Below are 13,063 nucleotides of genomic sequence, written 5' to 3' on the forward strand. Positions count from 1 at the left end.
TAGCGCATATTCGGCAACTTTCGACTGGCTGGTCAAAAGGCATGAATGCTATCGCATCTGACCCTTTGACTTTTTATTCAATGTTGCTCTTCGTATTTGAATCCGCCGACTAATTTTAAAAAATTGAGGGGGAGTATAGTCATTTTCTATGTTTTAAATAGGTTCTGGCAACATCCTCAGTGCCTGATCTGCTATCACGTCAGACTCTAGTCTTTGCTCGGGAAAACTTGTTTTTTTTGCTGATGCTTAAACCAGTCTTTCAACATCTGCTCTTCATATCTAAAGCCGCTATAACTGAAATCAGGTTTGGACTGAAAATCCATGTCGCGCAAATCTTCTTTGCCAGAGGCGACGACTTCCTGCTTATCATTTTTGAGTGAATAAGAGAATGACATTTTTGGCCAGTCGATGGCTTTGACTACCCGCACATCTTGTAGTCCACCTGCAAAGCCATGTCTGATTTCACCTGCCAGATCCAGATCAGTAACATTGATTTCTAGCTGGTAGCCATCGGGTAATCGTTTTGCTAGATCGGCAAAAATTCCATCAAAGGTTTTAATCAGGTTGGCTTGTGCGTTCTCTTGCGTCTCGTTGGCGCTGCGGATGTCGGTAAATTTTTCTGGAGCTATCCAATTGACTTTGGCTTCGCCTGCCATGGCAGTTTGCGCCGTCAACATCAGACCGATCGCTATTAGCGCGCCCAAGATCGCTGTAGCTGCGTTACTTACTTTGCTTGCTGGAAGCATGTTAATTCTCCTTACGTTTGATGTTGAAAAGAGGGATGGATTCATCCTTAATCACTCCCTGCATTTCGCCCAGATATTCGGGGCTTAACATCATTGTAGCCATTCGCATCAATTCTAAAAGCTTGCTTACAAATTGATATGAATCGTAAGAATCATCCATGCAAATGGCTAGGGCCTGTAAGTCTGTTGATAAATAAATCTCACGATTTAATTATCAACAGACCCTAGCGACCAGTCCCTAACAAAGCTGCCCTTTATTTAACGGCATCGACCTTGATGATCTCGTTTAAAACCCGACCCTCGCTGCCGCTAGGCGGGCGCACATGTAACAGGTGCGCCAGGGTTGGGGCGATATCGACGACTTCGGCATATTCAGCATAAGCACCCGGTTTAATCCAGCGCTTACCCATGATCATCAGTGGTACGTTGGTGTCATAGTTATAAGGCGATCCATGTGATGTGCCGGTGGTGCCGCTGCCGAAGTACCAATATGGTTTGGTAACGATCATGACGTCGCCAGACACTTGCTGATTCCAGCCGCGTTGCATCAGCTTGGCTTGGCGCGAGTCAGGTAAATTGCCGTTACTTAACTGTGTGCGAGTGTAGGTATTTGCTACGCCAGGGTAGTTAGATAAAAAGCGGGCGATCGCGCTTTCTACATCTTCCCGCTTCAGGCCTTTTTGGTCGATGCTTGGGTAGTCCAGCATCAGGCTAGGAAATGAAAATTTGAGGACCAGATTCTTTAGTCCAAATTTTTCTGATAAATGGTCGTTGACGTCGCTCATCAGTTTGGCGGTATTCAGACGCTGCGCATCGCGCTTCTGTGACTGAGAAAATTCCGGCACATTCGGGAAGCCATGATCGGCGGTTAACACAATCAGCGTGTTCTCCAGCCCTACACGTTTTTCTACATCATCAAAAAAACTGGCGAGCAGACGGTCAAGGCGTTGCAGATGGTCGTGCGACATACGGCTTTCTGGGCCAAAACTATGATTGATGTAGTCGTGGCTAGACAAGCTGATGCCCAGCACATCGGGGACGCCAGCCGGATTGCGACCTAATTTTTCGCCATCAATGGCAGCGCGGGCAAAGTCCAGCGTCAGCTCATCGAGATAAGGGCTGTACGGAAGTTTACCGTAATAATTAGCGTCTGGCTGACCTGAGTCGCTGCCATAAATAAAAGGAAAACCACTGCGGTTATCTACCACCGCTGCCATGCCGGGCGAATTATCCGGCGCATCGTTGGCATAGGCCGGTGCTGGTAACAAGGGTTTCCATTGTTTGCCGTAGAAGCGGTCTTGCGGCTTGGCAGCGCTAAAAGTTTTAACCCACTCCGGGTTCTCTTTCTGGTAATAAGTGCTGGTCGCAAAATTACCTGATTTGCCCATGTACATGTATGCGGTGCCAGTTTTGCCAGCGAGCAGGATTGCACCACGATCTTTGCCTGATACTGTCACCACTTTAGATAAATTGCCATTGCTGTAACGCAGCTCATCGCCTAGCGTACTTACCCGTAAATTAGCTGGGGAGGTGCCATCGCTAGATTTGGTTTCTTCGTTCAGGTAAGTGTAAGCGGCATCTTGTGTGCAATACATTGAGCTCATGCTGGCGCGATCTATCCACTCATTGCCGATAATACCGTGTTGATAAGGATAAGCACCCGTCAGCACCGCGGCATGACCAACCGCCGTCACGGTGACGCCATGTGCCTGATGGCTGTCACTAAACCACGCTCCCTGATCCAGCAAGCGACGAAAACCACCTTGACCAAACTGATCGCGATAACGTTGCACCTGTTCTTGCGGTAATCCGTCGACGACTAATACCACTACCAGTTTCGGTTTAGTGACATTGTTAGCAGGGATTTTGTCGGCTGCTACAGCCGTGCCGGAAATGGACAGCGCAATGGCGGCTGCACTGGCAGCAATGCATGTCGCCATCAATGCCCGCTGAAAACGGCGTAAACCTTGATGCGGAAGCCTGCTGCTACTGAGTGAATTGGATTTGGTCATGGTATATGAGATTGTTGAGATGGCAGATATTCTGCATGGGACTATTAACAGTAATCTTACGATTTAATCGTGAATGGCTTCTGAGTAGCATTCAAGAATAATATAAAAAATCATATCATTACAGAGCAGAATTACATGTTGATGACGCTCTTAGTTGTCTGATGTTATATGCCCGGCTTGGTATGTTTGACGATCGGTAAAAATGCATACCGTATTTTTAACATCCTAAGCCTGTGAATACGCATTCTGTCCAAAATGCGCTTGAGCTTTTTTCGTACTTTCTTACACTGTCATATTTTAACGATGCACACCTGGAGAAATACGACATGGGTAAAAAGATAAATTGGATTCGGGGTTTAGTGTCATCATTCGCTGCAACAGCCATCGTGACACTACCGCTCGCAGCGCAGGCTCAAGGCGATCTGGCGACGCTTGACCGCGACATGGTCGGGCCACGCTCGCAGATACTGGTACTTGGCACCATGCATCTGAACAGTATGCCAAAAGGCTTCAATCCTGCGGCACTGGACGGCGTATTAAACCGGCTGGCGGCGTTCAAGCCTGACATCATCACTGTTGAGGATCAGTCCGGTGAAGAGTGCGATCTTGCTGCCCGCCATCCTGCAAAATACGGTGCCGAGTACTGCGATCCGACTGACGTGGCGAAAGCGGCTACCGGGCTAGATGTACCTGCCGCTATGGCCGAAGTGGATAAGACGCTCAAGGCCTGGGCTGCTCAATCCGTCAGGAATCAGGCTCCAACCCCAGCGCAACGGCGACGTCTGGCCGCTCTGTTTCTGGCATCAAATGAACTTGCCTCGGCCTATGTGCAGTGGCTACAGCTTCCTGAGGCTGAGCGTCATGTCGGCGATAGTCTGGACACTGCATTAATCGCAAAACTTAGACGGATGGAGACGGTGAATAACGAGAGCTACCAGTTAGCCGCGCGTCTTGCTGCACGCTTGGGCTTTCAGCAGGTTTATGCAGTAGATAATCACACAGGTGACCGTATTGATGTGCCAGACATTAAGGCTTTTGTTAAGTCGATCGAGGCGGCCTGGGCCGCGGGCGGTGTGGTGTTGAGCGAGCGTGAAAAGCGGGAAGATGTCTTATCGAAGGCAAGCGATCTGCTGCCGCTGTACCGTTCCATCAACGACCCGGAAGGCTTGCGGATACGCGCCGAAGCCAATGTCAGCGCAGCCTTGCGGGCAAAGTCGCCAGAAGGCTATCCGCAAATGTGGGTTGCGGGCTGGGAAATCCGCAATCTGCGTATGGTCGCCAACATCCGCGAAACCTTCCGCGAACGCCCTGGCGCCCGCGTCTTGTCGATTGTCGGCGCCACACACAAGCCGTGGTTCGATGCCTGGCTAGGACAACTCCAAGGTGTGGATATCGTCGATGTGGCAGCGGTACTGAAATAATGTTGAGCTGTTGCTGGGTTATAGCTGAGTTATAGCCGAACTATTGCAGAGCTGTTGCAGAGCCAACACGCTACTCTCACTAGCAAATTTCAAACAAAACTACACCGCCGATATCGCAGAATAGATAGCGCGCAGCAGCTTATTTCAGCTGCGTTGCGCCGTCTTTATTCAATTGAGGATTCGCCAGATGTTTATCAAAAAACGTCGCAATCGTGCGAAACACATGCTTCTGTTTTGCTGCGCCGGATATCCCGTGTTTTGCACCTGGGTAAGTCATCAGATCAAACAAGATGCCACGGTTGCTTAAATCATCGATGAGCTTGGTGGTATTGGTGAACAACACGTTGTCATCGGCCATGCCATGTATCAGCAATAATGGTGACTTCAATCCATCCAGATGAGCAAACACACCGCTTTGGCGGTAGCCTGCCGGATTGTCTTTTGGACTGTTAATAAATTGCTCAACATAATGCGTGTCGTACAAGGCCCAGTCAGTCACCGGCGCGACCGATACACCCGCCGCGATTTTGTCTGACGCAGCGGACAACAAACGCAGACTCATAAAACCGCCATAGCTCCAGCCAAACACGCCTATCCGTTTGGCATCGACAAAGCTTTGCTGCGCCAGCCAGTTGATCCCTGTGACCTGATCGGCGACTTCATTTTTACCCAGCGTTTGATAAATGGCGTCGGTAAAGCGGCGCTCACGACGTGCAGATCCGCGGTTGTCTAGTTTAAAAACGATATAACCTTGCTGCGCCATATATTGTTCAAACAAGCTACCCCAATGACGTTGCACGGTTTGCACGCCGGGGCCGCCATACACTTGCAAAAACACGGGGTAACGCTTGCTAGCATCAAAGTCCAGCGGCTTTTTGATGGAGTAATACAGAGTCTGACCATCATCCGATGTCAGCGTACCGTATTCAGTAGGCAAATGGCTACTGGCGTAGCGCGCGTACGGGTGTTTAGCATTGACTTCGTTATGCTCTATCCAAGCGATCAGCGTGCCATCTGGCTGGCGCAGGCTGACTTGCGGTGGCGTGTTGGGATCAGACCAGGTATCAATAAAAACTTCGGCTTTGCCTGAGAATTTCGCTTCGTGCCAGCCATCGGTTTTGCTGACGCGTATCGGGGCATCGGCTTTACTACCATCTAAGTTCAATGCATAGATTTGTTTGTCGGTGACAGCATCACGGTTGGAACTGACGAATATTTTTTGTGCTTTCTCGTCGACTGCCAATATATTGTCGATACCCCATTCACCTTGGCTGATGGGGTGGATCAGTTTGCCTTGCATATCGTACAGATAGATATGCTTGCGTCCACTGCGCTCAGAGGTCCAGATAAACTGTTGTGATTCTTTCAAAAAATACGGCTTATCCATAATGCTGACCCAGCTTGCAGAGGTCTCTGTCAGCATAGTTGTTTGCGCCAGACTGCTGGCATTGACAGCGATTAAATCGAGTTGTTTCTGGTTGCGGGTCTGGCGTTGATATACCAGTGTTTTTGCATCCGCACTCCAGTCGGCGCGTACCAGATAAATATCCTTGTCTTTGCCAATATCAATTTGTTTAATTTCGCTATTTTGCGGATTAACCAGAGCCAAACTCACCAGCACATTGGCAGCACCCGCGTAGGGGTAACGCTGTTCAATTACATCAGTGCGGTCAGCATAAATCTCAAAGCGGCGGGCAATCGGGACCGGACTTTCGTCAAAGCGTTTAAACGCAATCGCAGTATCGTCCGGTGCCCACCAATAGCCGCTGGTTTGCGCCATCTCTTCTTGGGCGACAAATTCGGCTTCTGCATTATGGATCGTCCCGCCGCCGTCTTTAGTCAGCTGGCGCTCGGTGTTGGTGGTGAGGTCAAGCACAAATAAATTTTGATCGCGGATGTACGAGACATACCGGCCCTTGGGCGAAATTTGTGCCGACATCACCGCGCCAGATGCGATCTTGCGCGCTTTGTCGGTATGCGCTAGTTCAACCAGATACAAATCACCGGCTAAGGGGACTAGTAATTGTTTGCCATCTGGCGACCAGTCGTAGTCAACAATCCCGCGCAGATTGGCAATCCGTTCACGCTCGCGGCGGGCTTTTTCCTGATCAGAAATCTGCTCGTTGGCTTGCAGCACTTTGCTATCTAACAGCAGGCGCATGCTTTGATCTTTGACGGTCAGCTCCCATAAATCGAGCTGAAACTGATCGTCGTCGCGCCCACGCAAAAATGTTACTCGCTGGCCGTCGGGCGATACCTGCAAATTTCTGGGGCTGCTGCCAGCCAAACTGGCGTTATCAAAAATACGTTCCAGAGTAAGACGCTCTGCTGATGCGGGTAGGGCCAAGGCTGCGAGTAAAGGGAATAATAAGGGGCGCATAAAAATCCTAGAAAACTGAATAAGGTCGTTAGCCAGCACAAATTTGTGAACTCTTGAGTTTTTCACTGCAGAGTATTGAGAAGGTAACAAGATAGCAAATAATGACTTATTTTGCTTCAAATCAATTTTTGGGTTTGGTTTGTCAGAATGCTAGACTAGAAGTAAAGTGCATCAGTGTTACTACTTAGTTTGTGTTTGCTTTGTATTTGTTGTACATGGTCGTACTGGAAAGAAAAAGAGGTTGCAGTGGTGTCTGATACATTTCTTCGTGATTTGATCAATATTATTCCGGTATCTATGACGGTATTGATTAATAACAAAATCGTCTATGCCAATATGGCCGCTGCAATATTGCTAGAGGCAGATAGCGCTGCCAGTTTGATTGGGCGCCCGGTCAGTGATTTTGTTCATCCTCTGGATGCTAATCGATCGAATCAACGTTTAAACAAACAAGGTGCCAATTGGGCTAATGATCCTACCCAATTTCGTCTGCGAACTTGCAAAAACAACTTGCGCATGCTGTTAGTCGCAAGCTCGTCTATTCAGTTTGGCGGCGAGGGCGCGGTGTTGCTGGTGGGGATGGATATGACAGCGCAGAGCGAAATCTCTGAGCAGCTTCGTATCAGTGAGAAAAATTTCCGCCATCTTTTTGAGAATATGCAGGACGTGTATTACCGCACCGATGCGGCCGGGATAGTGCAGATGGTCGGCCCCGGTGTGCGCACCGTACTGGGTTATGAGCCAGAAGAGATTGTCGGTAAAACTGCCGAATCGTATTATCCGCATAACGAGGACCGCGATGCGTTTAAAGCGGCAATTATCAAAGATGGCAAAGTATCTGACTTCCCAGGACAGATGGTGCGCAAAGATGGACGAGTGATTGATATCTCTATCAGCAGCAAAGCAATTTACGACGACGCTGGTGCTTATGCCGGGGTAGAGGGCATTTACCGCGATGTGACTCAACGCAAAATGCTGGAGCGTGAGCTACAGCTGCTGGCAACCACCGACGCCCTGACCGGTATATTGAACCGACGTGCTTTTCTGGAGCAAGCGGAACATATTTTTAAGACTAGTCAGCGCTACAACAATAGCCTGACCTTGTTGATGTTGGATCTGGATTACTTTAAAGCCATCAATGACCAATACGGACATCTGAGTGGCGATAAAGTGCTGACCCGATTTGCCCAAACCGTCACGCTGGAGCTACGCGATTCAGATGTATTTGGACGTTTAGGTGGCGAAGAGTTTTGCGTTTTGTTGCAACAAGCCAGCCGCGAAGACGCCATCAGCGCAGCAGAACGAATACGTCAGCACGTGCAAGACCTGGTGCTACATGCAACATCGGGCGAGCAGTTTCACCTGACAGTTAGTATCGGCGTGGCGACAAATTTAGAAAGCGATAAAAAACTAGGTAAGCTGCTGGAGCGTGCAGACAAAGCGCTATACGAGGCCAAGCGCAGCGGCAGAAATCGGGTGATGCTGGATCTTTGATATTGAACTGATATTTCGTATGTCCAATACTTCTGCGGCTCCCAGGCCAATATCGTGCTAAGAGCCGCATTTTATATGGATAATTGAATTTAGTAATTTCATCCCGCCAAACAATGCTGTTGTCGCTACAGCATCCAATTTCTATACTCTGCTAATATCCAAATTAAACCAATGGAGGAGTAGCATATGCAAAGTCGTTTCCAATCCGTCTGTACTCAATTCAACCAGCTCGGCACCGCCGCATGTGCGATTGCGCTTAGCATGATGTTCACCAGCCAGGCTGGCTACGCCGCACCGGATACAAATAGCGATCTCAGCAAGCTCAATGAAAAATCGGTCGCTACGGTAGAAATTCCCTTACTAGCGGGTTGGTATCAAGGCCATCTGGTGCATTACATCTCGACAGACATGTCCGATCAAAAGATGGCACAACAGGCTGATACCAATTACGTATCGCGCCTATCTAATGTGTTGCGTGCGCCAGTGCCGGGTCAACCATCGGCAGTAGACCGCGCCTATAAATTGAGTAATTTTGATCAAGGCAGCGTATTTCCCTCCGCACCAGAGAGCGTCGGCTACCGCAATAAAAGCGAGGCATACACGCCATTATGGGTCGTCTACATTGTCACCTGGCGCGATACAACAAAAGCCCATGTACTGAAATCAGAAGAAGAGGTTCTGGATGCAACAGAGAAGCAGTTAGTCGACCTGACACCCACCAAAATTGTCGTCAACTGCCCAATTTTGTATTCAGCTAAAGAGGGTTTGTTGAATGGGCTGCAAATACATATTAAATAATAATTGGTATTCCAGTGACTTTGAACTGAACAAGTCAAATTAAAGGCTTCATTTGCCTAATTCTAAATCGCCCGTTTTTGTCATATCTCTTATTTTTTGTTCAGTGAATACTGTTCAGAAAAGATTGAAGGATCGATCCTTGATTAGCTTGTAGCTATCTAATCATCAATTTGAGTCGAGACGTAACGCCTGCAATGATCTAAATATGCTGCTTCGTGTAGCGCCGCTAACTCTACCGTACACTTCCACAGCCAATTGGGCGCCCCCTTGCTAGATGGATTACGTGTCAATTCTTTAAACCAATCTAGTGCAACTGATTCATCCATTTGTCTTGCATGAGCCTTACCAACTATGGCGCCGACATAACGTGCAACTTTTACAGCTTCTCGTGGAGATAATTCGTCGATTTCTAATTTAAGATCCTCTGGCCTAAGTTCTCTTACAAATACGGATTTCCCTAATATGCGTCCGGTCATCATGCGCTTGCCAAGATTTGGTGAAAGATTCCTGGCACCTTTCACTACACGTTCAGCATTGACTAGTGGCATCCCGCTGTCTGGATACCGTGGTGCTTTTGCTACTACTGCTTCTTTAATATCCATCAGACAAATTTCCTGCTTTTTAGTCTTGGTATCATCAACATCCAGGAGCACAGCGTATCTCAACAGACCCAGTGAGCTACAACCTTTGACCCAATATGCGGCATCTAAAAGACCAACACTATCTTCAAGATTTCTGCTGCGAATCTTATTTACCAGATTGATAGCATTTCCTTTCTTAAAGACAGATTGAATTGCGTTTTGTTCTTTAGCTAAAATAGGCCAGAATTTTTTGCCAAGCGGGATATGCGGTCTAGCATCTGTAATACGTTCTCTTGCGAGGTGTTTCCAGGTACGATGTCGCGCTACTTTCATTGAAGCTCGGACTACCGCTGGCACTGGCACTGGTGTCTCATCGCCAATCACAAATTGTGAGGTATACCCATCCATTAGCACCTCCAGCATACTCGCTGTCATGATCCCGGGCAGATTCGAGCCGCGAGCAGCAAAAGCAAGAGATAGTGCCAGCCTCACCAGATCATGTGCCGGATTGCCGATCACCGCTTGATCAAAGTCCCGGATTTGAAAATCAACTTTGCCATCAATATCGGCGACTGGACCAAGATTGCCTATATGGCAATCTCCACAGATCCAGATAGGTGGTCCTTCGGGTATTTTCCCCATACTGGCTGTTTCAAGCCATTCGTAAAATTTTGAGGTACTACCGCGTACATAAGCACTTGCGGAGCTAGTCATTTTGAGATTCCGGGTATGGGCTAAGATAGTTGCCCGATCAGCGGTCTGAGGAAGGTGATGCTTTCGTTTCATATATGGTCGATGCACTTTCAAAATTGGTATAGAAAAAAAGTTAATAGATTATGCTGGCGATGGGGTGTTACCTCCCTTGATGCAGGTTAGCAATGTACTTGCCTAAAAACTAGCATATGCCCATCCAGAATTTATTCCGCGAAAGCAGAAAAAGCTTGAAGAGGCCTTGTTAAAGAGATCGTGCCAATATGAAATTCCAATGTAATTTAAACTTGATAGAGCAAATAGTTAAATCTGTTTTCGCCTTAACCGTTGCATTAATCAATCCCCACTTTGATCAGACATGTCTATCTTGCGCTGACAGATCAAGATATTTCACCAAGTATTAAGTCGTTTTTTAAAAACTGATCAATGGAATAGATGTTTTTACGATAGGTGCGATTTTTCATAGAAGATAAAGGATTTGCTTCACTTCGTCTGCGTGCTGCCGCACTTAGCTATATCGATTTTCTAATCGCATCAGCAGACTATCGATTGCGTATAACTAACGCTTTCGATCACAGCACCAACGCTACTGGTGTTATTCGCCGCTTTAGTAGCGCCAGCAGGCTCCACCGTATATAACCAACTTATAAATCGACATAATTTTTACCCCGTAATATATGTCGTTAGTTGTTTTTTTGATCTTGTTTGTAGTGGTCTTGAACAAACTGATAAGATTAAAGAAGCATTGACTAATTACATAATTAGTCAATATTCTTTAAAATCCTGCTTGCATAAATCACTGATTTTTTATACAGTATCGTCAGATGTAGAAAACCTGCTGATTTTTGTAAAAATCCATCGGCACATTTCAAAAAATCATAAAGCGCAACATACCTGAAAGAAATTATGGACGACAAAAAATCCGATACCGGCTCAGACAAGAGCAAAGCTTTAGCCGCCGCATTGGCACAGATTGAAAAACAATTTGGCAAAGGTTCCGTCATGCGGATGGCCGATGGCGAAGTGGTAGAAGAAGTACAAGTCGTGTCCACGGGTTCTTTGGGACTGGACGTTGCCTTGGGCGTAGGCGGTTTACCGCGCGGTCGCGTCGTTGAGATTTATGGTCCAGAATCTTCCGGCAAAACAACGCTGACATTGCAAGTCATTGCAGAGATGCAAAAGTTGGGCGGCACTTGCGCATTTATTGATGCGGAGCACGCTCTGGATGTGGGCTATGCGCAAAAACTAGGCGTTAATTTATCTGATTTGCTGATTTCACAACCAGATACCGGCGAGCAAGCACTAGAAATTACGGATGCTCTGGTACGTTCAGGCAGTGTCGATCTGATCGTCATCGATTCAGTCGCTGCGCTTACACCTCGTGCTGAAATCGAAGGCGATATGGGTGATTCTTTGCCAGGTTTGCAAGCGCGTCTGATGTCACAAGCTTTGCGCAAACTTACTGGCAGCATCAAACGTACTAATACATTGGTTATTTTTATTAATCAGATACGGATGAAAATTGGTGTCATGTTTGGTAGCCCGGAAACTACAACTGGCGGTAACGCATTGAAGTTTTACGCATCGGTTCGTTTGGATATTCGCCGTACAGGTTCCATCAAAGCCGGTGATGAAGTCATCGGTAACGAAACCAAAGTTAAAGTAGTGAAAAATAAAGTAGCGCCTCCATTCAAAGAAGCGCATTTTGATATCTTGTACGGCGCAGGCATCTCCCGCGAAGGCGAGATTTTAGATTTGGCCGCCGATGCCAAGATTGTAGAAAAAGCGGGTGCCTGGTATAGCTACAATGGTGAACGCATTGGGCAAGGTAAAGATAATGCACGCAGTTTCTTGAGCGAGCGCCCGGCACTCGCGCATGAGATTGAAAACAAAGTTCGTGTGCATTTAAAAGTACCGTTGTTGCAAGAGTTAGTGACAGAAAAAACTAAATCAAAACCAGCAAAAGCAGAAAAAGCTGAAAAAGCGGAGAAGGCTGAATAGGCTTAGTGTAAGTTTTTCATTCTGATACCGCAAACTCATTAGTCACAAACTCGCTAAGTGACTGGCGAAATAGCCTAAGCAAATCATGTAATGGCTGCGGCCATTGAGTCAAAAACTCAAGTCAAAAAGTTCAAGCCGGAATATGCTCCTAATACAAGCATATTCCGGTTTTTTATTGTATCGATATTCCGTGATATTTAACGATGGCTAAATTAAAAATCAGTTTAAAAGCCAGAGCGCTACGTTATCTCTCTATGCGAGAACATAGCCGGATGGAATTGGAGCGTAAGCTTCAGCCTCATGCACAAGAAGGCGAAGATGTCTCGGTGTTGCTTGATTGGTTAGAAACTGCCAAATATCTGTCAGCCGAGCGCTTTGCAGATTCTTTGGTAAATCGCCGTGCAGCACGTTTCGGCAACCAACGAATACTCGCCGAATTACAGAGCCACCAGATGGACGGGCAAGAAATTGATCGCGTTAAAGCTGAGTTGACGGAATCAGAGTTGAGTCGTGCGATCGATGTACTACACAGAAAATTCCCTCATTCCGCCGCAGACCATCTTGAGCGTGCAAAGCAAGCGCGTTTTATGCAGCAGCGAGGATTTTCCTCCAAAGCAATTCAGACCGCAATGCGCGCCCCTCGTGACGAAGAAGCTGATGAATAAGCGTCTAGAGTTTTTTGGAAATAATAAAGATTTGCTCTAAGAAATATTAAGCAATATTGAGCAATTATATTTTCGGTAAAGTCTTTCCGTTTATATTATTAAAAATAATACTCTGGGTGAGTATATTTTAATCTTCCAGAGAATCATTGGGTAATTGGCTAGGCGGATTCAGCTACGAAGAGCAACGGGAGGTAAGTTTTAGTGGGAGTATATCCAAATTATAAAAAACCTCAAACGGCGTTCGATAGCCGAGG

General features: G+C 47.0%; 10 protein-coding genes. 5 read left to right on the forward strand and 5 right to left on the reverse strand.

The features are described 5' to 3' along the window. Positions 1-206: 206 nt before the first annotated feature. From AAKU61_RS20355 to AAKU61_RS20365, 3 genes are all read right to left on the reverse strand, one after another. Complete coding sequence (locus AAKU61_RS20355) at positions 207-746, reverse strand: DUF3016 domain-containing protein (protein ID WP_354335227.1); 540 nt, start codon at positions 744-746, stop codon at positions 207-209. Position 747: 1 nt separating this feature from the next. Further along, the gene (locus tag AAKU61_RS20360; protein ID WP_354335228.1) at positions 748-906 is read right to left on the reverse strand and encodes a hypothetical protein; all 159 of its coding nucleotides are present in this window, start codon (positions 904-906) and stop codon (positions 748-750) included. 94 nt (positions 907-1,000) lie between these two features. Continuing rightward, positions 1,001-2,758 carry an alkaline phosphatase family protein gene (locus AAKU61_RS20365; protein ID WP_354335230.1) on the reverse strand — a complete coding sequence of 586 codons (1,758 nt, stop codon included), beginning with the start codon at positions 2,756-2,758 and terminating at the stop codon, positions 1,001-1,003. 326 nt (positions 2,759-3,084) lie between these two features. Here AAKU61_RS20365 and AAKU61_RS20370 point away from each other — a divergent pair, with 326 nt between their 5' ends. Next, the gene (locus AAKU61_RS20370) at positions 3,085-4,179 is read left to right on the forward strand and encodes a DUF5694 domain-containing protein (protein ID WP_354335232.1); all 1,095 of its coding nucleotides are present in this window, start codon (positions 3,085-3,087) and stop codon (positions 4,177-4,179) included. 139 nt (positions 4,180-4,318) lie between these two features. On the opposite strand, the gene AAKU61_RS20375 is transcribed toward AAKU61_RS20370, so the two are convergent. Further along, positions 4,319-6,559, reverse strand: coding sequence for a S9 family peptidase (locus tag AAKU61_RS20375; RefSeq protein ID WP_354335234.1), 2,241 nt, complete (start codon positions 6,557-6,559; stop codon positions 4,319-4,321). A 249-nt stretch (positions 6,560-6,808) separates the two neighbouring features. On the opposite strand from AAKU61_RS20375, the gene AAKU61_RS20380 reads away from it, so the two are divergent. Together AAKU61_RS20380 and AAKU61_RS20385 are read left to right on the forward strand one after the other, a co-directional pair. After that, positions 6,809-8,053 (forward strand): sensor domain-containing diguanylate cyclase, encoded by a 1,245-nt coding sequence (locus AAKU61_RS20380; RefSeq protein ID WP_354335235.1) that lies wholly within the window; start codon positions 6,809-6,811, stop codon positions 8,051-8,053. Between the two features lie 186 nt (positions 8,054-8,239). Continuing rightward, positions 8,240-8,851: a DUF7482 domain-containing protein gene (locus AAKU61_RS20385; RefSeq protein ID WP_354335237.1), complete on the forward strand. Its 612-nt coding sequence runs from the start codon at positions 8,240-8,242 to the stop codon at positions 8,849-8,851. A gap of 158 nt (positions 8,852-9,009) precedes the next feature. Here the strand turns inward: AAKU61_RS20385 and AAKU61_RS20390 are convergent, their stop codons facing one another. Beyond that, the gene (locus tag AAKU61_RS20390) at positions 9,010-10,218 is read right to left on the reverse strand and encodes a DUF2252 family protein (protein ID WP_354335239.1); all 1,209 of its coding nucleotides are present in this window, start codon (positions 10,216-10,218) and stop codon (positions 9,010-9,012) included. Between the two features lie 831 nt (positions 10,219-11,049). Here AAKU61_RS20390 and recA point away from each other — a divergent pair. Together recA and recX are read left to right on the forward strand one after the other, a co-directional pair. Then, a complete protein-coding gene (recA, locus tag AAKU61_RS20395) occupies positions 11,050-12,144 on the forward strand; it encodes a recombinase RecA (RefSeq protein WP_354335241.1) in 1,095 nt (364 codons plus the stop codon). A gap of 203 nt (positions 12,145-12,347) precedes the next feature. Then, a complete protein-coding gene (recX, locus tag AAKU61_RS20400; RefSeq protein WP_354335243.1) occupies positions 12,348-12,809 on the forward strand; it encodes a recombination regulator RecX in 462 nt (153 codons plus the stop codon). The last annotated feature ends 254 nt before the right edge of the window (positions 12,810-13,063 follow it).

Source organism: Undibacterium sp. GrIS 1.2 (genome assembly GCF_040544435.1).
In the GTDB taxonomy this organism is placed as follows: domain Bacteria; phylum Pseudomonadota; class Gammaproteobacteria; order Burkholderiales; family Burkholderiaceae_D; genus Undibacterium.